Source organism: Methylocella silvestris BL2, from assembly GCF_000021745.1.
GTDB classification, from domain to species: Bacteria; Pseudomonadota; Alphaproteobacteria; order Rhizobiales; family Beijerinckiaceae; genus Methylocapsa; species Methylocapsa silvestris.
Map to the genome: position 1 here is coordinate 4,095,273 of NC_011666.1, position 19,579 is coordinate 4,114,851.

24 protein-coding genes are annotated in these 19,579 nt (G+C 62.3%); 9 read left to right on the forward strand and 15 right to left on the reverse strand.

What is annotated here, in order from left to right; translation table 11 throughout:
- Positions 1-34 precede the first annotated feature (34 nt).
- The 5 genes from MSIL_RS18960 (at position 35) to MSIL_RS18980 (ending at position 3,326) form a co-directional block, all read left to right on the forward strand.
- Positions 35-433 carry a c-type cytochrome gene (locus MSIL_RS18960; RefSeq protein WP_012592684.1) on the forward strand — a complete coding sequence of 133 codons (399 nt, stop codon included), beginning with the start codon at positions 35-37 and terminating at the stop codon, positions 431-433.
- Between the two features lie 76 nt (positions 434-509).
- Entirely contained in the window at positions 510-1,223 is a 714-nt protein-coding gene (locus MSIL_RS18965) for a substrate-binding periplasmic protein (RefSeq protein WP_187148678.1), read from the forward strand.
- Positions 1,224-1,361: 138 nt separating this feature from the next.
- Positions 1,362-2,201, forward strand: a complete 840-nt coding sequence (locus tag MSIL_RS18970; protein ID WP_012592686.1) for a hypothetical protein — start codon at positions 1,362-1,364, stop codon at positions 2,199-2,201.
- Positions 2,198-2,791 carry a chromate transporter gene (locus MSIL_RS18975; RefSeq protein ID WP_012592687.1) on the forward strand — a complete coding sequence of 198 codons (594 nt, stop codon included), beginning with the start codon at positions 2,198-2,200 and terminating at the stop codon, positions 2,789-2,791. Before MSIL_RS18970 ends, MSIL_RS18975 begins: the two co-directional genes overlap by 4 nt.
- Before the next feature lie 7 nt (positions 2,792-2,798).
- Complete coding sequence (locus MSIL_RS18980) at positions 2,799-3,326, forward strand: chromate transporter (protein WP_012592688.1); 528 nt, start codon at positions 2,799-2,801, stop codon at positions 3,324-3,326.
- Positions 3,327-3,332: 6 nt separating this feature from the next.
- Here the strand turns inward: MSIL_RS18980 and folE are convergent, their stop codons facing one another.
- Positions 3,333-3,905: a GTP cyclohydrolase I FolE gene (gene folE, locus MSIL_RS18985; protein WP_012592689.1), complete on the reverse strand. Its 573-nt coding sequence runs from the start codon at positions 3,903-3,905 to the stop codon at positions 3,333-3,335.
- 274 nt (positions 3,906-4,179) lie between these two features.
- Here folE and MSIL_RS18990 point away from each other — a divergent pair, with 274 nt between their 5' ends.
- Both MSIL_RS18990 and MSIL_RS19000 read left to right on the forward strand, forming a co-directional pair.
- Entirely contained in the window at positions 4,180-4,677 is a 498-nt protein-coding gene (locus MSIL_RS18990) for a hypothetical protein (protein ID WP_012592690.1), read from the forward strand.
- 921 nt (positions 4,678-5,598) lie between these two features.
- Positions 5,599-5,982 (forward strand): response regulator, encoded by a 384-nt coding sequence (locus tag MSIL_RS19000; protein ID WP_012592691.1) that lies wholly within the window; start codon positions 5,599-5,601, stop codon positions 5,980-5,982.
- A gap of 4 nt (positions 5,983-5,986) precedes the next feature.
- On the opposite strand, the gene MSIL_RS19005 is transcribed toward MSIL_RS19000, so the two are convergent.
- Both MSIL_RS19005 and MSIL_RS19010 read right to left on the reverse strand, forming a co-directional pair.
- On the reverse strand, positions 5,987-6,697 hold the full coding sequence (locus MSIL_RS19005) for a Crp/Fnr family transcriptional regulator (RefSeq protein WP_012592692.1): 711 nt from the start codon (positions 6,695-6,697) through the stop codon (positions 5,987-5,989).
- Positions 6,698-7,243: 546 nt separating this feature from the next.
- Positions 7,244-7,552 (reverse strand): hypothetical protein, encoded by a 309-nt coding sequence (locus tag MSIL_RS19010; protein ID WP_012592693.1) that lies wholly within the window; start codon positions 7,550-7,552, stop codon positions 7,244-7,246.
- A 262-nt stretch (positions 7,553-7,814) separates the two neighbouring features.
- Here MSIL_RS19010 and MSIL_RS19015 point away from each other — a divergent pair, with 262 nt between their 5' ends.
- Both MSIL_RS19015 and MSIL_RS19020 read left to right on the forward strand, forming a co-directional pair.
- The gene (locus MSIL_RS19015) at positions 7,815-8,558 is read left to right on the forward strand and encodes a Crp/Fnr family transcriptional regulator (protein ID WP_012592694.1); all 744 of its coding nucleotides are present in this window, start codon (positions 7,815-7,817) and stop codon (positions 8,556-8,558) included.
- Positions 8,559-9,086: 528 nt separating this feature from the next.
- Positions 9,087-9,692: a TetR/AcrR family transcriptional regulator gene (locus MSIL_RS19020; RefSeq protein WP_012592695.1), complete on the forward strand. Its 606-nt coding sequence runs from the start codon at positions 9,087-9,089 to the stop codon at positions 9,690-9,692.
- Here MSIL_RS19020 and MSIL_RS19025 read toward each other — a convergent pair.
- The 12 genes from MSIL_RS19025 to MSIL_RS19080 all read right to left on the reverse strand — a co-directional run bounded on the left by MSIL_RS19025 (position 9,689) and on the right by MSIL_RS19080 (position 19,564).
- A complete protein-coding gene (locus tag MSIL_RS19025; RefSeq protein WP_012592696.1) occupies positions 9,689-9,880 on the reverse strand; it encodes a hypothetical protein in 192 nt (63 codons plus the stop codon). The genes MSIL_RS19020 and MSIL_RS19025 overlap by 4 nt on opposite strands.
- A gap of 195 nt (positions 9,881-10,075) precedes the next feature.
- A complete protein-coding gene (locus tag MSIL_RS19030) occupies positions 10,076-10,675 on the reverse strand; it encodes a HupE/UreJ family protein (protein ID WP_012592697.1) in 600 nt (199 codons plus the stop codon).
- Positions 10,676-10,737: 62 nt separating this feature from the next.
- Entirely contained in the window at positions 10,738-11,697 is a 960-nt protein-coding gene (gene hypB, locus MSIL_RS19035) for a hydrogenase nickel incorporation protein HypB (protein WP_012592698.1), read from the reverse strand.
- Positions 11,697-12,035 carry a hydrogenase maturation nickel metallochaperone HypA/HybF gene (locus MSIL_RS19040; RefSeq protein WP_012592699.1) on the reverse strand — a complete coding sequence of 113 codons (339 nt, stop codon included), beginning with the start codon at positions 12,033-12,035 and terminating at the stop codon, positions 11,697-11,699. Before MSIL_RS19040 ends, hypB begins: the two co-directional genes overlap by 1 nt.
- Positions 12,036-12,053: 18 nt before the next feature.
- Positions 12,054-13,121, reverse strand: coding sequence for a hydrogenase expression/formation protein HypE (gene hypE / locus MSIL_RS19045; protein WP_012592700.1), 1,068 nt, complete (start codon positions 13,119-13,121; stop codon positions 12,054-12,056).
- The gene (gene hypD, locus MSIL_RS19050; protein WP_012592701.1) at positions 13,118-14,275 is read right to left on the reverse strand and encodes a hydrogenase formation protein HypD; all 1,158 of its coding nucleotides are present in this window, start codon (positions 14,273-14,275) and stop codon (positions 13,118-13,120) included. Before hypD ends, hypE begins: the two co-directional genes overlap by 4 nt.
- Positions 14,276-14,340: 65 nt before the next feature.
- A complete protein-coding gene (locus MSIL_RS19055) occupies positions 14,341-14,622 on the reverse strand; it encodes a HypC/HybG/HupF family hydrogenase formation chaperone (RefSeq protein ID WP_012592702.1) in 282 nt (93 codons plus the stop codon).
- A 3-nt stretch (positions 14,623-14,625) separates the two neighbouring features.
- Positions 14,626-17,055 carry a carbamoyltransferase HypF gene (gene hypF / locus MSIL_RS19060; protein ID WP_012592703.1) on the reverse strand — a complete coding sequence of 810 codons (2,430 nt, stop codon included), beginning with the start codon at positions 17,053-17,055 and terminating at the stop codon, positions 14,626-14,628.
- Positions 17,052-18,248, reverse strand: coding sequence for an NHL repeat-containing protein (locus MSIL_RS19065; RefSeq protein ID WP_012592704.1), 1,197 nt, complete (start codon positions 18,246-18,248; stop codon positions 17,052-17,054). The genes hypF and MSIL_RS19065 overlap by 4 nt, the downstream gene beginning before the upstream one ends.
- On the reverse strand, positions 18,245-19,117 hold the full coding sequence (locus tag MSIL_RS19070) for a NifU family protein (protein WP_012592705.1): 873 nt from the start codon (positions 19,115-19,117) through the stop codon (positions 18,245-18,247). The genes MSIL_RS19065 and MSIL_RS19070 overlap by 4 nt, the downstream gene beginning before the upstream one ends.
- A 1-nt stretch (position 19,118) precedes the next feature.
- The gene (locus MSIL_RS19075) at positions 19,119-19,343 is read right to left on the reverse strand and encodes a hypothetical protein (protein ID WP_012592706.1); all 225 of its coding nucleotides are present in this window, start codon (positions 19,341-19,343) and stop codon (positions 19,119-19,121) included.
- 8 nt (positions 19,344-19,351) lie between these two features.
- Positions 19,352-19,564: a hypothetical protein gene (locus tag MSIL_RS19080; protein WP_012592707.1), complete on the reverse strand. Its 213-nt coding sequence runs from the start codon at positions 19,562-19,564 to the stop codon at positions 19,352-19,354.
- Between the last annotated feature and the right edge of the window lie 15 nt (positions 19,565-19,579).

Genomic DNA, 19,579 nt, shown 5'->3' on the forward strand with positions numbered 1-19,579 from the left:
GCCTGATGGCGGGGTCTTCAAGAGGAGATGTTGAATGATTGATTGCGTCTACAGGCGCGGTCTTAACGCTGGCGCGGGGCTTTTCTTTGCCGTCACAGGCTGTCTCGGCGCCGCGACGCTCTGGGCGGAAGAGAGCGAACCGAAGCCGCCGTTCGATCTTGCCGATCCCGCAATCGTCGATGAAGGCCGCGTTCAATTCGCGCAGACCTGCGTCTATTGTCACGGCAATGCCGGCAGCGGCGGCAAGGCGGGCCCGATCGCCGGCCGCACGGACCTGACCGAAGACTATCTGTTTACGACGATTTCGAATGGCAAGAGGGCCGGCTCCCTGGTCATGCCGACGTGGAAGGATTCCCTTGATGAGCCGACGATTTGGAAGCTTGTCGCCTATGTCGTGTCTTTGCAGGCAAAGCCCGAGGCAGCGGCGAAGTAAGCTGCTCGCCGGCATCGTGGCTGCCGCGTTCTGCGTTTTCGCCGGTCCGTCTTTCGCCCGGCCGCTCGAAGACATATTGAGTTCGAAAAGCCTTGAGATCTGCGTTCAGGAAGACAACGCGCCGTTCTCCAGCGAGCGTCCGAAGCCTGCCGGCGTCTTCATCGATCTTGGCGACGCAATCGGCAAGCGTCTCGGGGTCGAGGTAAAATACACTTGGCTGTTTTCGGCGGAATACATCCGCAAGACCGGCTGCGATCTCATTCCGGCCGTCGCGCAGATCGAGGGCGACGATCCGTTGCGGCAGACCATTCCCTATATGGAGGTGCGCTCCGTCCTTGCCGTGGCCAGGGATCATCCGCCGATCGGCGACCTCTCCGAATTGCGCGACGGCCATATTGCGGTGCTCGCTACATCCTGGGCGAGGCATGTGCTGAACGGCGAAGGATACAATCTCTGGGTGCGCTTCCTCACCAATGACGAGATTCTCGATGCGGTGGCGAAAGGCGACGCGGACGCGGGCGTCGTTCCGCTTTTCGCGTTCCAAACGCGCTTGCGCGAAGATCCAGCCTTGCCGCTGCGGGTCGAGGAGGCGGTGAAGCTCGATCCGAGCTTCGACTATCCGGCCTCGATGGGTCTTCGGCGCGCCGACAATGCTGCGGTCGATCGGATCGACGACATTCTACGGGAGATGATGCGGGACGGACGCATCGCCGAGATTTTTGCCCGCTACGGCCTCAGTTACGAGCCGCCGCAATCAATCCCCGTCGCCGAAAAGGCGCGGCGCGACTAGCGCTGAACATTGGCGCGCTTCCGCTTTTCCGGGGGCGCAATCAAAACGTCCAAAGCCAATTGCCCATCCGCTGCGAACGCGCCATAGGATATGCGCGCGGCGCGACCGCTGCCGGGAAGGCAGGGCGAGAGGGCGGGAATGGACGATATCCACTATCGCGAATACAAAATTCTGCTGCGGCCGGAGCGCTTCTTCAACCCGACCCAGTTCGAGGTCTATTGGAAGAAGCTTTGCGCGGTCGCTGAACTCCACAAAGTCGGCGCGGTGACGAACAAGGACGCGTTTCACCGCCATGTGCGGGAAGTGCTGTTCTACGACACCGAGACTTGCGACCTTTATCGAAACGCTTTCATCCTGCGCAAGCGCACCTTTTACACAGATGGCTGGCCAGATCCGGAGCATGAGCTCACGTTCAAATTTCGCCACGCTGACATGAAGACCGCCGCGGACGTCGACGTGACCCCCTATATGGAGGCCAATGCCGCCATCAAATTCAAGGAAGAGGTCCTGCCTCTGAAGGATCAGGTTGGCGGCATGCGCAGCCTCTATTCGCACAATTGCGTGCTGATGACTCCGGCGCTCGAGATCAACCAGGGGCTGGAGCACATCGCGGCGGTGTTCCCCTGCATCGGCCGCCTGACCGGCCCCTCCGGAAATGCGAAGGTCAGCCTCGTCAACAACCTTCCCGTGCAGGAGGTGCAGGTCAATGTCGGATCCTTCGACTTCGGCCATGGCCTCGAAGCCAAGGCCACCATCGCGATCTGGCGTAACCGCGCCACGGAAACATCGCTCATCGGCGAGTTCGCGTTTCAGGTGAAGTTCGACAATTATGACGCCCTGCATATAAAGGCCAAGGCGCGTTCGGAAGACTTCTTCAAGGATGTTCAGACGAGAGCCCCGGATTGGGTGGCGCTCGGCGCGACCAAGACCGCGGTGGTCTATGGCCTCGGCCATAAAGACGCGTGCGGGCGCGAATGACAAAAGCGCGCGAGGCCGACCGCTCCGGGGCGGCGGGGCGGGCTTCCCTGCCTGAGATATTTTTGGCCTTTCTCGTCATCGGCGCCACGAGTTTTGGCGGTGGGGTCGTCGCCTATCTGCGCAATGCGCTGGTGATCGGCCGCGGCTGGCTCGACGAGGAGCAGTTTCTGTCGGCGCTGGAGATCGCGCAGGCTCTGCCGGGGCTCAACGCCACCAATATGAGCGTCATCGTCGGCGACCGGCTGCGCGGTCCGCCAGGCGCCGCGCTCGCCTTTATTGGCATGACGGCGCCGGGCGCCGCGTTGGTGATGACGCTCGGCGTGCTCTATGCCTCGAACGCCGAAAATCCTTACGTCAATGCGGGACTGATCGGCGTCGGCGCCGCCGCAGTCGGCATGCTGAGCGCCGTGACCTTTCAGATCGGGCGCAAGCAGCTGCGGCGGCCGGTCGACCTCGCCATCATCCTTGTCACCGTCGCGATGGTGAGCTTCTTCCACATCTCGTTGGTGATCGTTCTTCTGACGGTCGGCCCGCTCGCCGTTCTGATCTACCGGCCGCGGCGGGGCGGCGGCGCGCAGCCGCCGGAGTAGCAGCCGCATGCAGGATCAAAATCTCGGCGTATTCGGGGTCTTCGCCCTGTTGTCCGTGCTGGCGGTCGGCGGCGGCTCGGCCGTGCTGCCGGAAATGAAGACGCTGGTGGTCGAGACCCATCATTGGCTGAATGACGATCAGTTCCGCGACATTTATGGCCTCGGCCAGATGGCGCCGGGTCCGAATATGCTGATGGTCATCGTGATCGGCTATCACGTCACCGGCTTTCTTGGCGCCTTCCTCGCGTTTCTCGGCTTCTTCCTGCCTGCGGGCCTCATCTCTTTCGTCGGATCCCGGCTCTGGGACCATTTCGAGGGCTCGCCCTGGCGCCGCGCGCTTCAGGACGGCATGGCGCCGCTGGTGGTGGGGCTGATGATCGCCGGGGTGATCGCCATCGCGCGGACGGCGATCGACGGCTGGGCGACGATTGCGCTCGCCGTCGGGGCGTTTCTTGGCGTCGCCTTCGTCAAGCGGGTCAATCCATCTCTGTTCATTCTCGCCGGCGGTCTGATCGGCCTCGCCGCCCTGCGCTGAAGATTTTTATGTCCCCCGCGTCAGCCGCAGAAATTCTTCGCGGGTGCGGGGATCGTCGCGGATGACGCCGAGCAGGCGGCTGGTGATCAGCGTCGCGCCGATCGTATTGACCCCGCGCAGCGACATGCAGCTATGTTCGGCCTCGATGACGACGCCGACGCCCTGCGGCTCCAGAATATCCTGAATGGCGTCGGCGATCTCGGCAGTGAGTTTTTCCTGAATCTGCAGGCGGCGCGCGAAGCCATGAACGACGCGCGCCAGCTTGGAGATGCCGACGACCTTGTTGGTCGGCAGATAGCCGACATGGGCGCGGCCGAGCACCGGCAGCATGTGATGCTCGCAGAAGCTGACGACGCGGATGTCGCGCAAGACGACCAGTTCGTCATAACCGCCGACCTCCTCGAACGTCCGTTCGAGATAGGCGCGCGGATCGGCGACATAGCCGGAGAACAGTTCCCGATAGGAGCGCGCGACCCGCCGCGGGGTGTCGAGCAGCCCCTCCCGATCGGGATCGTCGCCGGCCCATTCGATGAGCACTCTCACGGCGGCTTCGGCGTCGGCCTCGGTCGGTTTCGCCATTCCTGTTTCTCCCTTGCAGCCAGACCCGCGTCGATCTTTATGCTGCGCCGCGCCCCGATGCGAAAGGGGAGATTGCCGGTTTGAGACCGAAAGCGTCGACAAAAGAACGGGCTAGGGACAGGAGCGCGCCGCCGCGGGCGGCTGCGACAACCGGCGCGGCTTGCAGAACGCGAGGCGTCAGTCCAGATTGCGCCACGCGTCGGAAGGTTTTGGCGATTGCGCGTCGAGTCGCGCAAGGCTCGCCCCCGCGCAATCGAACGCGCAGGAGATTTGCATGAAACGCCTGTCTGCGACGCTGGCTTTGGCGTTGCTCTCTTTGTCTGCCGGCCGCGCGATGGCCGAGGGCGCGCCAAAACTCGATGTCGCGCGATCCTGCAAGGAAGCCGGTGATTTTGGCGGCGGCGGCGACGCCAAGCTCGCCTTCAAAGGCTGCATGCAGGATGAAAACGACGCCTATGCGCAGCTGCAACGCGACTGGTCGCGCTACAAGCCGGAGACCCGCTCGACCTGCATCGCCCAGGGCATTTCGCCCATGCCGAGCTATGTCGAGATTTTGACCTGCATCGAGATGTACGACAATGTCGGCGCGCTGAATCGGCGGGGCGAACAGACGCGCCCGCTCGGGGGGGCGGCGCCGGGCCGACGCGCCGGCCGTCCCGCCCGACGCCGCGACGACGCCAAAATAAGCGCCACGAAAGCCAAGCGGAAAAGCTCCAACAGAAAGGGGCGAGAATGCATGGCATTCCCGCCCCAGTCCGGCTTCTACCCTTAAATCCTCTTGCGCGCTTTGCCTGCAGATCAGCCGTCCGAAGACGACCGCGTCATGAGAAGCGCCGCGGAGCGGCGCAAGCATGCAATCGGCGTCCTCCCAGGACTTGGACATAGCGCCGATTTACAGAACAGCGCGCGCATTTAGCGTGAGGCTAAATAGCCGATGCGTGACGCATTGTCACGTGTAATTCCGCTGCTGCGTTTCCGATTTGGAAAGTTTTTATGCATCCGTCGGCGCGCCGATCGGCGTGCGCGGATCGACCCCGTGGATGGATGTGGCCCAAGAGCCTCTGGTCACCAATAATTATGTCTGGTACCCGACAAAACTCTATCGTAAAATGAAAAATGGGCATATCTATCAATTGTCCAGAAGTGGATATCTGGGGAGCGTAGACGACCGAGGCAGATGCGCTCCGGGCGAGCGGGGGGCTCCCGACGTCAGCCCGCATTGCACGGATGGAAGCCAGGCTCAAAACCTGGCTTCCTTTCCGGGGCGCCTTTCACGTCGCGCGCCCAATGACGCCGGCGAAGTCGCGAGAGCAGGCGTCCTTCGACTCCCGACGCGAGCGCGGACGCGCTCTTTGCCCGCTTGATTTCGCTTCATCCGCTGCCGCCAAGCGGCTGAAAGCCAGCGCGCGACGTTTCGGCTTCGAATGAAGCGATCGGCAATCGCCGCCGCATTGAGGGCCGCATCGAGTTCATCGCCGAAAACGGCTTGAGACCAGCGCGAGGCTGGGAGGCGAGCGCCCCGCGAAGGATAGATAGGCCAGAGCCGATTCGCTCGTCGACCTTCCAAGCGTCAGCCGGCGAATCAAAAAGAACGGCGAGGGCCCGAGGAACTATGTCGGGTATCGTACATTGAGCAGGCGAACCTTTACAGTTGGGGACGCTGCACCGCCCTCGTCAGGAACGCTCGGGCCCCATGATGTCTCCTTACAAGTATTTTCAATCCGGGACAGTCGTTCTGATCGTCGAAGACGAGCCGTTGATCTTAATGAATGCGGTTTGCATTATCGAAGATGCCGGATTTACCGCTCTTGTTGCAGGAAACGCCGACGAGGCGATCCTGATTCTGGAGCAAAGGACCGACATACGAGTGGTCTTTACCGACATCGAAATGCCGGGCTCCATGGATGGCGTGAAGCTCGCGCGCGCCATTCGAGGCCGTTGGCCTCCGATCGATCTGATCCTCACCTCGGGACGGCGCCTGGTGTCGCCCGAGGACATTCCTGTTCGAGGCCGGTTTCTTGCCAAACCGTATCGGCCGGCGGACGTCGTGGAAGCCTTGCAGCAAATGGCCGCCTAGCTAGTTAGGGCTTCCATCCGATCAGCCGATGGAAATGCGCGTTGATCGCGCCGTGGCATTCGCAGCAGGTCTCGCTCAGGCCGTCGCCATCGACGATATGGATTCGGCCGCGCCGATAGGTGATCAAGCCGACTTCCTGCAGCGAGCGGGCGACGAGCGTGACGCTGCTGCGTTGAACCGCGAGCATCTGGGACAGGAATTCCTGCGTCAAAGGAAGATCCTCGCTCTGGATCAGATCGCGCACCTGAAGCAGCCATCGGCTGAGGCGCTCTTCCAACGTATGCACGGCGTTGCAGGCGGCCACCTGCTGGATTTGCGCCACCGTGCTTTGTTCATATTTGGCGATCAAAGGGCGTAGCGTTTCGCTTTGCTCGACGAGGCGCTTCAGCGTCGTTGTTTCGCCGACGAGGCCGCTTCCCCCAACTTGCCCGATCGCCTGATTAATAGCGAAGGGCTCACCCAGCAACGCCCCGACGCCGATCACGCTATTTCTGCCGAACATGCCAGCTTCAATATATTGGCCGGTGCTAAGCCCAATGACGATCGAAACGACGCCGCCGTGCGGGAAATAGATGCGGCTGATCGACTGCTCCGCGCTGAACAGGATGGCGCCTTGCGGCAATTCCATCGGCCGCAAATGCGGCTGAAAAAGCGCGCTGTCGCTCTCGGAAAGTGACGACAGAAAATGATTCGGCGAATCCGAAAATGCTGACAAGAGCGCTCTCCGCAAAGCATGGCGGGGAGCACGGAAATGTCTCTCAGCCGTCGGCGTCCTGTGTCCAGCTGCCGACGATCATTCGAAGATAGCACCAAAGGATGCAAAGCCCTAACCGATGGTCTTCGGTTTGTCGGTCGGCTATCCGACGGAGTGGCCTAGTCCAAGCCTTATATTCGCCGGCTCGCCAATTGGCTTTGGCTGTCGCCCCAGCCAAATGGCGTCTATCATATTGACGGATGCCCATCATCGCGGGGTCGCCACGTTTCGCTTGACGAGTCGGATGAGGATTTTGACTCGCAGCTCTCTGAAATCGCCAAACACGGCCAAAGCGCGACGATAACTTCCGGTTGGCGCCTTCAGTCTTCCCGGCCGCCTTGTGGCGCGCGTTGGCGGGGGATCATCGCGCCGAGATGCGCGGCGCGCCCTTGCCGGAAGTTGAGCGACGCTGTTAATCGACCGAGGGACGCGTCGGCGAAAATATTTGATAGAGCGTCCATAGCCGTCGTTCCAAACCGTCGGACGTCGGCTTTGAACTCGTTAGCTTCAGACGAGCCCGAGTCTCTCGCTGAGCGGCTCTGAATAATTGGGAAGCCCTGGGCGACGGTCGGCAGCGTTCTGAGTTTCTGTTTCGGCAAGCGCGAGCGCGGCCGCCTCAGCATCGTTTGTGCGAGCTCTGGCCCAATAAAGCGCCGCCGTTAGCAATCGCTTTGGATCGCGTTCGCCAGTTTGAGCCACAATCAGAATCCGTGTGGCAAGGCCAGTCCGAACTTCATCCGTCAGGCCTTCAGTCGAAAGCTTAGCTTCCGCTTGCTGAAGAACTTCGCTTAAAATCGAAAGCGTATGGCTATCCATAAGTTCACATCTTCCTCATGCACTGCATCTTCCAACCAAAGGTTGAGAATATTGCCAAGAGCCGTGACCATTGAAAAGTATTAGTACACTCTATATGGGTTACCGTCCGTCGGGCGCACGACAGAGCGAAGAAATAATGTTGCGTAGCCACTGACGCCGTTTCATGCTATTCTAGCATTATCGTTGGCAGCAGACCTCTTAAACGCGCCGGCGGCTGAGAGACATTCCTGTGCTCCCCTCCCATTTGGTGCGGAGAGCCATTATGCCTTTTTCGAACTCGCCCAATCATTTTCTCGCGTCCCTGTCGTCGAAAGACGGCGAATTGCTGCGCACTCATTTGAGGCCGATGAAATTGCCCCTGGGGGTCATATTTTACAGGGCTGAGGACATCATCGATCGCGTCTATTTCCCGTCCAGCGGCGTGGTCTCGCTTATCGTAGGCGTAAGCAGCGGACAATTCGTGGAAGCTGGGATGTTTGGCAGAAACAGCGTGATCGGCGCCAGCGCATTGCTGGATGGTTCAGTTGCGCTCAATCAGGCAATAGGCCAGGCCGAAGGCTCAGGAATGGTCGGCGAGCGGTCGGCTCTCAAAGGCCTGGTGGATCGAAGCGAAACGCTTCGCAAATTGCTTGCGGCCTACGAGCAGGCGATATTCGCGCATGTGCAACAGGTCGCCGCATGTAACACCGTACATGAATTAGAGGCGCGGCTCTGCCGCTGGCTTTTGCAAGTGCGAGACTTGATCCAGAGCGACAGCTTGCCGCTGACGCAGGAGTTTTTGTCCGAGATGCTCGGCGTTCAGCGCAGCAGCGTCACATTGGTGGCCCGCAGCCTTCAGAGCGCGGGCTTGATCAGCTATCGAAGAGGCCACATCCAAATTCTCGACCTGGAAGGGCTCCGTGAGGCCACTTGCGAGTGCTATAACGCGATCAATTCACACTACCAGCGTCTGACGGGCTGGACGCCCGAGTTGAACAAACCCCCTTCGACAAGGGAATGCGCCTGACGCGCTGTCGGAAGCCGGCGCAAGCTTGGCGACGAACCTGCTCGGCTAAGGCCTCGAGGCGAGATTGTACACGTAAAACCAAGTATATTCCTTAAGTTACGACTTTTGCTATATTTGCTTATTCCGAGACAAATTCTATTCCAATAGCTTGGTCCAGAAAACATCGATTTAAGAAATATTTGAATAAACCGCAGCTTTTTCTACGATCGCTCGGTTGCAAGGCTTTGTCGCTTATGCGGGCAATATATAACGCGATAAGTATTATAAAGAAATTGTCTGCCATAGATAGGGCGACACGGTCGTCAAGTTTTATAATAGGCCAATTAAGTTCTGGCTTAGCCAACTCTACCCACGCAAAGGTCAAACCTCGCGCAATCGGGATGTTTTTTGCTGTTCAGTGTCGAAAAAGCGTGTCATCTTAATAATAAGAAAGGGATTCTTTCAGCTCATTTTACGATGACAATGTCGCTAACCATCACGGGCGTCGAGAGATAGCCATGTGGCTAACCTATCTCTTTGGGATCGAAGATGACACATTCCGCCTCAATCGACGCTCGCCGCACCCAAAATGGCACTCGAGACGCAATTATCGACGTTGCATTGACATTATTCGGACGGGTTGGATTTCAAAAAACAACCATCAAGGACATCGCCCGCCAGCTTCGTATGTCGCCGGCAAATATCTATCGCTTTTTTGGCACGAAGGCGGAGCTTAACGACGCCGTTGGACGCCGATTGTTGAATGAAATGGAAGCGTCCGTCATCGCCATTGCCAAACGCCGGGCTTCAGCGAGCGATAGATTGCGAGCGTGCATCACCGCCATTGAGGAAAGCAATGCGCGACGCTTCCTTTTCGACCCAGCGTTGCATGAGCTGATCGAAATCGCATTTGACGAAAGCTGGCCGAGCGCCGCCGATCACGTTCAGACAATCGAGAAAACGCTATCCGGGATCATCTCGCAGGGCGCCCACACGGGGGAGTTCCGCGTCAACGATAGCGATTTGGCGGCGATTCTCGTGCACAACGCCTGCGTTCGATTCCCTCATCCTCGCTTAATTGAGGAGCGCCGCAGGAAGACGACGCCAACGCTCGACCAAATGATGGATTTTTGTCTCGCGGCCATCACCGATTAATGCGTCAGGGTTTCGCGATGTTTCAGGAGCTCGGCGAGCAGCGCTTCCTGCTCGGCGATCCTGTCCGATGTGCGATCCTCGTCGGCCGCGCCGGAAAACGCCGCTGCCTGCTCGGTGAGCACGCGGATATTCTCCCTTATATCGGCGATGCGTTGGTCAATCTCAGAGAGGGTGGCGACGATTTCCATGATTTGTACCTTGCTCGATTCGGAGGCGCCGGAACACGGCATGCCCTCATATAAACTGACCGAGCAAGAAATGCCCACTGGCGGCTTCTCAGACAAGCTGGGCGGAGAGGAATTTCAATCGCTTTGATCCCTTCCGCCGGGCATGATGAGCACGACGGAGCGTTCGGTTCCGCCCCGTCGCGCCGATTGCAGGGCTTAGAGATAGCCGGTCAGGAGGCCGACTCCGGCCAGCGCCATCAGGCCGCCGCTGGCCCGAAAGGCGAGGCGGGATGTTTGCGCGCCGATCCGGCCGACGCCGAGCCCGATGCCGATGCCGGCGACATGAAGCAACGCCGTGGCCAGCATGAAGCCCAGCGCATAGTCGAGCCCGGATACGTCAGCGGGCATTTCCGCGCCATGGGCGTGGCCGTGAAAAATTGCGAAAAAGCCGACAAGCGCCATCGCGGCGACGGTCGGCAAGCTCCATTGCAGGGCGACGGCAAGCCCCAGCACGATGACGGAGGCGGCGATGCCGATTTCGACGAAGGGCAACGCCACTCCGGCAAGGCCGAGCGCGCCGCCCACGCCCATCATCAGAAAGAAGGCGGCAGGCGTCAGCCAAAGCGCGCGTCCGCCGAGATAGGCCGCGAACATGCCCACGGCGACCATCGCAAGGACGTGGTCGAGGCCGCCGAGCGGGTGGCTGAACCCATGCATGAAGCCATGGGCGTCGCCGAGCCCGACATGGGCGTCCGCGCTGATTGGAAGTCCGGCGAGCGCGAGCGCCAGAAGCGCCAATTTAAGAGTCGGTTTCATCTGTCCAATCCTCCAAAAAACCCTCATTCCCAGCCTGGAATCGCGCAGCGCGCGAACGTCGTTCAAAGCCGGCAGGCCCGCGCGCGGCGATCGAGCCACGCGTACCAATCGTCCAACCCTTCGCCGGTTCTTGCCGAAACGCGCAGCGCCAGAATGGCCGGATTGACCTTCATCGCATTGTCGATCGCCGCGCCGACGTCGAAATCGACATGAGGCAGGAGATCGACCTTGTTGACGATCATGATCTCGGCAGCTTTGAACATATGCGGATATTTCAGCGGCTTGTCGTCGCCTTCGGTGACCGAGAGGATCACCACCTTGGCGCTTTCGCCAAGATCGAACAGCGCCGGGCAGACAAGATTGCCGACATTCTCGATCATCACCATCGAGCCGAAGGGCGGCTTCAATTCGGCGAGACCCTTTTCAACCATATCCGCTTCGAGGTGGCAGCCGGCGCCGGTGTTGATCTGAACGGCGGCGGCGCCCGCCGCGCGAATGCGCTCGCCGTCTTTCGAGGTCGCCTGATCGCCCTCGATGACCGAGATCGGAATCTTGTCTTTGAGGTCGCGGATGGTGCGCTCCAAGAGCGTCGTCTTGCCCGCGCCCGGCGAGGAGACAAGGTTCAGCGCCAGAATTTCGCGGCCCAGAAACCAGCCCCGATTTTTGGCGGCGAGCGCATCGTTCTTGGCGAGGATCTGCGCTTCGAGTTCGATCACCGAAGAGCGGGCATGGCCGTCGTCATGGTCATGACGGTGATCATGTTGATGATCGTGGTCGCCATGCTCATGATCGTGCAGGTGCTCGTGATCGTGCATGTGATCGTGATTGTGATGACGCGCATGAACATGGTCGGCGCCATGGTCGTGCGGATGCGCATGAGGGCGGCTATGCTCATGCTGGCGCGCTGAGCCATCGTCTTGCGTGTGCGAACGGACATGGCCGTCCAATGTCGTTTCCGCCCCGGTCTCGAGATTGAGGATCGTCGCTTGCGTCTTCGCGCCGCAGCCGCAGGTTCCGCACATCAGGCCGCCTCCTCGATTTCCATGTTTCTTATCTTCAACTCCTCGCCGGCAAGCCGCTCGATCGAGCGCGAGCCGCAGCCGCAAGGCTCGAACAGCGTGCTTGTCTCGAAGGCTCTCCCGCAGGCGCGGCAGCGCCCCCGCCCCGCGATGCTGTTGATGTCGAGTTTTGCGCCGTCGAGCAGCGTTCCCTTTGCGACGATGTCGAAGCAGAACAGGATCGCCTCGGGCATGACGCCGGAGAGCTGGCCGACATCGAGCGTGACGCGGGTAACGCGGCGTCCCTTCGCCGCCTCTTCGACGATCGAGACGATGTTGCGCGTGATGCCGAGTTCATGCATGGGCGTTTCCCTCGGCCCTCAACAGATTCGCGGCAGCTGTTCGCCGACCAGCATGTCGACGATGCGCCGCCCGCCGAACACGGTCTGCATGGTCACGCGCCCCGGCTCGCCGCAGCCGGCATAGCCGATCAGCGCGGAGCCCGCGCCGAGCGGATGCGCGCCGAGCGCAGCCAGCGCCGCGGCGATCTCGTCTCGCGGCACGGCGATGACGATCTTGCCCTCATTGGCGAGATAGAGCGGGTCGAGGCCAAGGATTTCGCAGAAACCACGCACCTCCTCGCGCAGCGGCGTCAGCGCTTCCTCGATCTCGATCGAGACGCCGGAGGCGTCGGCGATTTCATTGAGCACCGTGGCGAGGCCGCCGCGCGTCGCGTCGCGGATGCAGCGCGCGCCCGGCGCGGCCCGCAGCAGCGCCGCGATCAAGCCGTGCAGCGCGGCGCAGTCGCTTTCGATCGCTGTCTCCAGCGCGAGGTCGCCGCGCGCGCAGAGGATGGCGGCGCCATGGTCGCCGAGCAGGCCATTGACCAATATTCCGTCGCCGGGCCTCACCCGATCGACGCCAAGGTCGACGCCCGGCGCGATCACGCCAATGCCCGTCGTGGTGATGAAGATCTTGTCGCAGGCGCCGCGCTGCACCACCTTGGTGTCGCCGGTGACGATGGAAACGCCCGCCTCGCGCGCCGCATGCGCCATGGATTGCGCGATGCGACGCAGCAGCTCCACCTGCATCCCTTCCTCGATGACCACGGCGCAGGAGAGATAGAGGGGCTTGGCGCCGCCGACGGCGAGATCGTTGATCGTGCCGCAGACCGCGAGCTTGCCGATGTCGCCGCCCGGGAAGAACAGCGGATCGACGACAAAACTGTCGGTGGTGAAAGCCAGCCGGTCGCCGTGCGCGGCGAGGCCCGCAAGGTCGAACCGCGCCTGATCTTCCAGCACTTGCGGCGTCGCATCGGCGAAGGCGCTGATGAACACGTCGTCGATCAGATCCTTCATCGCCTTGCCGCCGCCGCCATGGGCGAGCGTCACCATCGGCACGAAAACGCGCCCCAGCGCGCGTCGCGGCGAAATTGGATGCATGTTCATGATGCTGTCGCCAGTTGCGGAGCCGCCTCACTGGCGCCATGGCGCTTGACGCCGCCATATTGATAATAGGCGGCGCAGGCGCCCTCGGACGACACCATCAGCGCGCCGAGCGGCGTCTCCGGCGTGCAGGCTGCGCCGAAGACCTTGCATTGCCACGGCTTGATGACGCCCTTCAGCACATCGCCGCATTGGCACGATTTCGGATCGGCGATCTTGACGTTGGGAATGGCGAATTTCCGCTCCGCGTCGAAACGCGCATATTCGTCGCGGATTTTCACTCCGGAATGATCGATGGAGCCGAGGCCGCGCCATTCAAAAAATTCGCGCAACTCATAGACTTTGCCGACAGCGTTCAGCGCCGCCGCGTTGCCCGCCGCGGGGGCGACGCGCGCATATTGGTTCTCAATCTCGGCGCGGCCCTCCTTGATCTGCTTCAGCACCATCCAGATCGATTGCAGCACGTCGAGCGGCTCAAAGCCGGCGATCACCATCGGCCGCTTGTAGACATCGGCGATGAATTGATAGGGCGCCGCGCCGATCACCATCGAGACATGGCCGGGTCCAAGGAAGCCGTCGAGGTTGAGCTCGGGGCTGTCGAGGATCGCCTTCATCGTCGGCACGATGGTGATGTGGTTGCAGAACACCGAAAAATTCTCGACGCCGTCAGCCTCGGCCTGCAGCACCGTCAAGGCGGTCGACGGCATGGTGGTCTCGAAGCCGAGCCCGAAGAAGACCACTTCGCGGCCGGGATTTTTGCGGGCCAGGCCGAGCGCGTCGAGAGGCGAATAGACCATGCGGACGTCGGCGCCTTGGGCCTTGGCCTGTTGCAAGCTTTTTTTCGATCCGGGCACGCGCATGGCGTCGCCAAAGGTGGCGAAGATGACCTCCGGCCGCTCGGCGATGGACACGCAGTCGTCGACCCGGCCCATCGGTAGAACGCAGACGGGGCAGCCCGGTCCATGCACCAGTTCGATGGCGCCGGGCAGCAGGCCTTCCAGTCCATAGCGGAAGATCGAATGGGTATGTCCGCCGCAGACTTCCATGATGTTGATTGGCCGGGTTTTGGCGATCTCTATCGTGGCGGCGAGCTTGTCGATCTCCCGGATCAAAATCGCCGCCTTCTCGCGGTCGCGGAATTCGTCGGCATATTTCATTGCGCTGGTCCCTTCTGCGCGGCCGAACCGCGCGCGTCGGCGAGCAATGTGTTTGCGCGGCTCAGCTATTGCGCAGCCGAGAGCCGCATGGCCTCGATTTCGGATTGCGCCTCGCCGAGCTCGGCAAGGATCTTCAGCGTCTCCGCCGCCTCGCGCTGGTCGATGCGGCTCATGGCGAAGCCGACATGCACGAGCACCCAATCGCCGACACAGTCATCGACCGAATGGTTATCGTCGACGATACAGGCGATGTTGATCTGGCGCCTGACGCCGCTGACGTCGACGGTCGCCAGTTTCTTCACAGGGTCGTCGATCTTGACGATCCGTCCGGGAATGCCAAGGCACATGGGTCAGCTCGCTTTCCGTCGGTCAGCGCCGGCGTCGATCAGATGAGCGGCGGCGATCGCCGCCTGGCCGAGCGCGACCCCGCCGTCATTGGCGGGTGTGCGGGAGTGGGTCAAAACTTCGAAATCCAGCGCCTGAAGACGGCCAAGAACCTTTTCGAACAGGACCTTGTTCTGGAAGCAGCCGCCCGAGAGCGCGATCGTATCGAAGCGCGGCGGGCGGCCCTCAGCGTCGCCGCGGCGGGCGAGCTTTAGCGCCATAGCGGCGATCGCTCGCGCCAGGCCCTTGTGGAAGCGGGCTGCGATGACCGGCGCCGGCGTCTTCAAGATCAGATCGCCAAGCAGCGCGTTCCACATGCCAAGCGGCTCGATATAGGGCAGGCCGGAGCTTTTGAGGTTGGGGATCGACAGCGGATAGGCGAGTTCTTCGCCTTCCTCAGCCATCGTTTTCGACGAGACGATAGCCTCGAAGCGCGCCGCCGCCTCGCCCTCATAGGCTTGGCGGTCGAAGCACAGGCCGACGCTGGCTGCGGCAGCGTCGAACAAACGCCCGCAAGATGACGCTTGAGGCGAATTGAACGCGGATTTCAGCATCGCTTGGACCGTCGCCAGCGGCTTGGCCGACAGCGCCGCAAAGACGTCGAGCTCGGCAAAATTCATGGCGAACGCCGGCCAGCCCATCTCGGCCATGAGATGGGCGTAGAGATTGCGCCACGGTTCGCGCGCCGCCTGCGCCGCGCCCGGCATGGCGACCGGCTTGAAGGTTCCGATCCGTTCGAAGCCGCGGTAGTCAGCAAGCAAAAACTCGCCGCCCCAGATGGCGCCGTCCGCGCCATAGCCGAGCCCGTCGAGCACGATGGCGAGGACAGGCGCTGCGTCAAGCGGGCGGCCATTCTCCGCCAGGCAGGCGGTGGCGTGGGCGTGATGGTGCTGGATCTCGATAAGCGGAAGTCCGTCGCCTGTTGCCGCCATCCTTGCGAGTTTGGACGAGAGATAGTCGGGATGCAGATCGGCGGCGAGAGCTGTCGGCCGATGGTCGAAAAGCTCGCGGTAGAGCGCGAGGTTTTTGCGGTAGTCGTCATAGGTCAAAGCGTCTTCGAGATCGCCCTGATGCTGCGAAAGAACGGCGCGCCCGTCCTTGACAAGGCAGAAGCTTGATTTCAATTCGCCGCCATAGGCGAGAATCTCGGGCGCCTTCTCAAACCCTTGCGGCAAGGCGATTGAAGCTGGCGCATAGCCGCGGGCGCGGCGCAGCACGCGCAGCCTGCCGCCCATGCGGCGCACGACGGAATCGTCGATGCGGTTGGCGATCTCGCGGTTGTGGATCAGCGCGTAGGAGGCGATGGCGGAGAGCTTTTGCGCGGCCTCGGCGTCTCCTATGACCTGCGGTTCATCGGAGAGATTGCCGCTGGTCATGACCACCGGCCGCGTCATGCGCCGAAGCAACAGGAGATGCAGCGGCGTCGACGGCAACATGAAGCCGAGCGTGGCAAGACCCGGCGCGATTTGATCGGGCAGTCTTTCGCTTCCGCCTGCGACGAGCAGCACGATCGGCGCTTCACGGCTCGTCAGCGCGGCTGCCTCATCAGCGCCGACCGTCGCGTAGCGGCGAACAACCTCGAGGTCGCGCGCCATCAGCGCGAAGGGCTTTCGATCGCGCCGCTTGCGTTCGCGCAGCGTTGCGATCGCCTCGGCGTTGGTCGCGTCGCAGGCGAGCTGATAGCCGCCAAGCGCCTTGATCGCGACAATCTCGCCTTTCTGGATGAGGCTCAGCGCCGCATCGACATCGTCGAGCATCGAATGCTGCTCGAACGAAAAGGCGCGGCCGTCGAAGCGGATCAGTTTCGCCCGAGGCCCGCAGACATGGCAGGCGGTCGCCTCGGCGTGGAAGCGCCGGTCGGCGGGATCGCGATATTCGCCGCCGCAGGCCTCGCATAAGGGGAAGGGCGCCATGGAGGTCGTGGCGCGGTCATAGGGAACGCTGCGGACGATGCTGAGGCGCGGCCCGCAATGAGTGCAATTGGTGAAGGGATAGCGGAAACGGCGGACGAAAGGATCGAAAATTTCGGCCGCGCAAGCCTCGCAAATCGCGGCGTCCGGCGAGACTTCCGTGCGCGTGGCGCCCGAGCTGCTTTCCGGGATGACAAAGCCTGATCCGACGTCGCCATGATAGTCGCGCGTGTCGATGGAGGCGATTTCGGCGAGGGGCGGCGGCGCGGCGCGTATGTCGTCGATCAGCGCGGCAATTTGTGAGGCTGCCCCGCGCGCCCGGATCAGCACGCCTTCGCCGTCGTTGAACGTTTCGCCGTCGAGCCCGATTTTCCGGGCGATGCGCCAGATCGCCGGCCGGAAGCCGACGCCCTGCACGCGACCGCGCACCCGGATCTCCACCGTCTGAATTGGCTCGGCGAAGGGCGTCCGCAGCGGCGTGTTCATGGCGCCGTCTCCCATAACAGCACGCGGTTGTTGCCAGTGTCGGCGACGGCTAGCGTGGTCCCGCGCGCGGCGAGCGCGAAGGGCCAGCAGACGCTGTCGCGCGCGGCGAAGCGCCAGCGATTGTCGCCTTCGTCGGAAAAGCCGGGCTGCGCCGCCAGTCCGTCGGCTGCGGCGTCCATCGCTAGGGAGCCGAGCGGATAGGCGAGCAGCCGCGAATTGGCGGTGTCGGCGCAATAAAGGGCGTTATCGTTGACAACAAGCCCGTAGGGCATGTTGAGCGCGCGATCATCGGGAATGTAGCTGGCGCGGTTGCGGTCATTTGTCTCGAACGTCTTTTGCCCAAGCACAAAACTGCATGGCGCGCCGTCGGCGTTGGGCATCGCATTCCAGACCATGATGCGGTTGTTGCCGGCGTCCGTAACGAGGATTCGGCCGTTCGCCGCCGCGATGCTGTGCGGCCAGCGCATGCCAATCGCCGCGCCGGCGCCGGACGCGTTGTCGTCGCGAGTCGTCGTATTTGTCTGACCGAGCACAAGATCGGCCGGCTGGCCATTGCGTTCCGGCAGGGCGTTCCACACCAGCACCCGGCGATTGCCGGTGTCGGCCACGAACAGGCGGCCATCCGCCAAGGTGACGCCATAGCACCAGTTCAGCGTGTCGGCGGCTGCGTCCGGCCGGCCGCGATTGGCGAGGCCGCCACAAAAGTCGGCTTGCCCCAGCACGAGATCGGCGGGTTGGTTCGAGCGCTCGGGCAGGGCGCGCCAGATCAGCACGCGATGGTTCCAGGCGTCGGCAAGCACGAGCGTCTCGCCGTCGGTCGAGAGGCCGGTCGGCATGTTCAGCGTCGCTGCGCCCACGTCCCCGCGCGCGTTGCGTCCCTCACTGAAGAAATCGGGTTGGCCTATAAGAAAATCGGCGGGCGCATTGTCGTCGTGCGGCGCGTTTCGCCAGATCATCAATCGGTGGTGGCCGGTATCGGCGACGACCAATGGTCCGTCGGCGGGCGCGAGGCAGAGGCCGCGCGGTCCAAACAGCGTGGCCGGACTGGGGGCGACCTCGACCGGCAGTCCATCCGCGCGCACATGGTCGCCGAGGATCACGCGCGCGCCTGCTGGATCGAGCATTGGCGCAGGCCGGCCCATGTGGGGCGGCGGGTTGCGGCGGTAGGCGGGCGCGAGCGAGAGGCGGGTCATGACGACAGCCTCACCTCGACGCAATTGCCGACGACGCGAACGGCGTGCGGCTGTAGCGCTACTTCCGGCGCGGTCAGGCATTCTCCGCTTAAGAGATCATATTGGAAGCCGTGGTAGGGGCAGGTGATGACGCCGTGGGCGATCTCGCCGCCGTCCAACGCCAGGCCAAGATGGGCGCAGGCGTTCTCAAAGCAGGACAGCACAGCGTCCTGGCGCGAGAGGATCACATTCCGCCCGTCGATCACAACGGCGTTGACGCCGCCTTGCGGGATCTCTTCGATGCCGCAAACGAAGCGCCAGCCATCGGCTGCGCCATGCGCGAAGGGGCTGACGAAATGGACGTTTCCAGCGCCGGCGGCATGGCTCACGCCCTTGACCTGAAGGATGTCGGTGATCTCGGGGCAGGCCTCCGCGACGGCTTTCTTGACGCCCGCGTGGAAGGTCATCGATGAGGCCGGGCAGCCGTCGCAGGAACCGACGAAACGCACCTCGATTGCCGGTGGACGGACGCTCACCAGTTCGACGTCGCCGCCATGCGCGGCGAGCATGGGCCGCACGCCCTCAAGCGCACTCTCGATACGTTCGCTGAGACTGGGCTTCAAGATGTTGTGACGGCGCAGCACCGCGTAGACAATTTCGTCGGTCGCCGCCTGCTTCATCGCGGCGAGCGCGGCAGGCTCCTGCTTCAGCATGCGCACGAGGCGGCGAAGCGCCTCGCCGTTCAGATCTTCGATGGCGCGGCGATACGTCTCTACCGCGCCGCGTTGCGTCGCATTCCAGGTCGAAAAGATTGCTTCAAGCCGCTCGATATCGCCGGCGTAGCCAGCAAGATCGTCGCGCTTTGTTGCAATGATGTCGACTGCGTTCATGTCAGCGATACCGCAAATCCTTGAAGAGATAGGGTTGCAGCGCTCCGCCGATGAGACCGGCGACGCCGGCGGCGACCGCCAGCGGCAGCCCGATCTTGGCGAGCGCGATGAGGATGATCGCCGTCGCCGCGGCCCCCTTAGCAATCTGGCCGTAGACTTTGGACGGATCGGAAAAGAGCTTGCCGCGGAAGAAAAGGACGATCGAGCTTTTGGCCATTTCCAGCATGACGCGCCTCAGCCGATGAGAGCGAGGACGACGAGGCCGAGGACGAGGCCCGCGACGGCGCCGAGCGGCCCGTAGAAACTGCCCATCATGGCCGCGAGCTCATTGCCGAGCGCGGCCCCGCCCGTCGCGACGCCGCCAAGCGCGCCGCCGATGCAAGACGCGATCAGACCGACGACCAGCGCGAGCGTAAAACTTCCCGCCGTGAGAATCACTGGCGTCATATGTTGGCCTCCTTG

What these genes read in the sequence shown, in the direction of transcription:
- MSIL_RS18970 (WP_012592686.1), top strand. Translation starts at nt 1,362, where the DNA reads ATGGACGATATCCACTATCGCGAATACAAAATTCTGCTGCGGCCGGAG.
- MSIL_RS19000 (WP_012592691.1), top strand. Translation starts at nt 5,599, where the DNA reads ATGATGTCTCCTTACAAGTATTTTCAATCCGGGACAGTCGTTCTGATC.
- MSIL_RS18980 (WP_012592688.1), top strand. Translation starts at nt 2,799, where the DNA reads ATGCAGGATCAAAATCTCGGCGTATTCGGGGTCTTCGCCCTGTTGTCC.
- MSIL_RS19070 (WP_012592705.1), bottom strand. Translation starts at nt 19,117, where the DNA reads ATGAACGCAGTCGACATCATTGCAACAAAGCGCGACGATCTTGCTGGC.
- MSIL_RS19080 (WP_012592707.1), bottom strand. Translation starts at nt 19,564, where the DNA reads ATGACGCCAGTGATTCTCACGGCGGGAAGTTTTACGCTCGCGCTGGTC.
- hypB (WP_012592698.1), bottom strand. Translation starts at nt 11,697, where the DNA reads ATGTGCGGAACCTGCGGCTGCGGCGCGAAGACGCAAGCGACGATCCTC.
- hypF (WP_012592703.1), bottom strand. Translation starts at nt 17,055, where the DNA reads ATGAACACGCCGCTGCGGACGCCCTTCGCCGAGCCAATTCAGACGGTG.
- folE (WP_012592689.1), bottom strand. Translation starts at nt 3,905, where the DNA reads ATGGCGAAACCGACCGAGGCCGACGCCGAAGCCGCCGTGAGAGTGCTC.
- MSIL_RS18990 (WP_012592690.1), top strand. Translation starts at nt 4,180, where the DNA reads ATGAAACGCCTGTCTGCGACGCTGGCTTTGGCGTTGCTCTCTTTGTCT.
- hypD (WP_012592701.1), bottom strand. Translation starts at nt 14,275, where the DNA reads ATGAAATATGCCGACGAATTCCGCGACCGCGAGAAGGCGGCGATTTTG.
- MSIL_RS19025 (WP_012592696.1), bottom strand. Translation starts at nt 9,880, where the DNA reads ATGGAAATCGTCGCCACCCTCTCTGAGATTGACCAACGCATCGCCGAT.
- MSIL_RS19075 (WP_012592706.1), bottom strand. Translation starts at nt 19,343, where the DNA reads ATGCTGGAAATGGCCAAAAGCTCGATCGTCCTTTTCTTCCGCGGCAAG.
- hypE (WP_012592700.1), bottom strand. Translation starts at nt 13,121, where the DNA reads ATGAACATGCATCCAATTTCGCCGCGACGCGCGCTGGGGCGCGTTTTC.
- MSIL_RS18960 (WP_012592684.1), top strand. Translation starts at nt 35, where the DNA reads ATGATTGATTGCGTCTACAGGCGCGGTCTTAACGCTGGCGCGGGGCTT.
- MSIL_RS19065 (WP_012592704.1), bottom strand. Translation starts at nt 18,248, where the DNA reads ATGACCCGCCTCTCGCTCGCGCCCGCCTACCGCCGCAACCCGCCGCCC.
- MSIL_RS18975 (WP_012592687.1), top strand. Translation starts at nt 2,198, where the DNA reads ATGACAAAAGCGCGCGAGGCCGACCGCTCCGGGGCGGCGGGGCGGGCT.
- MSIL_RS19010 (WP_012592693.1), bottom strand. Translation starts at nt 7,552, where the DNA reads ATGGATAGCCATACGCTTTCGATTTTAAGCGAAGTTCTTCAGCAAGCG.
- MSIL_RS19040 (WP_012592699.1), bottom strand. Translation starts at nt 12,035, where the DNA reads ATGCATGAACTCGGCATCACGCGCAACATCGTCTCGATCGTCGAAGAG.
- MSIL_RS19020 (WP_012592695.1), top strand. Translation starts at nt 9,087, where the DNA reads ATGACACATTCCGCCTCAATCGACGCTCGCCGCACCCAAAATGGCACT.
- MSIL_RS19055 (WP_012592702.1), bottom strand. Translation starts at nt 14,622, where the DNA reads ATGTGCCTTGGCATTCCCGGACGGATCGTCAAGATCGACGACCCTGTG.
- MSIL_RS19030 (WP_012592697.1), bottom strand. Translation starts at nt 10,675, where the DNA reads ATGAAACCGACTCTTAAATTGGCGCTTCTGGCGCTCGCGCTCGCCGGA.
- MSIL_RS19015 (WP_012592694.1), top strand. Translation starts at nt 7,815, where the DNA reads ATGCCTTTTTCGAACTCGCCCAATCATTTTCTCGCGTCCCTGTCGTCG.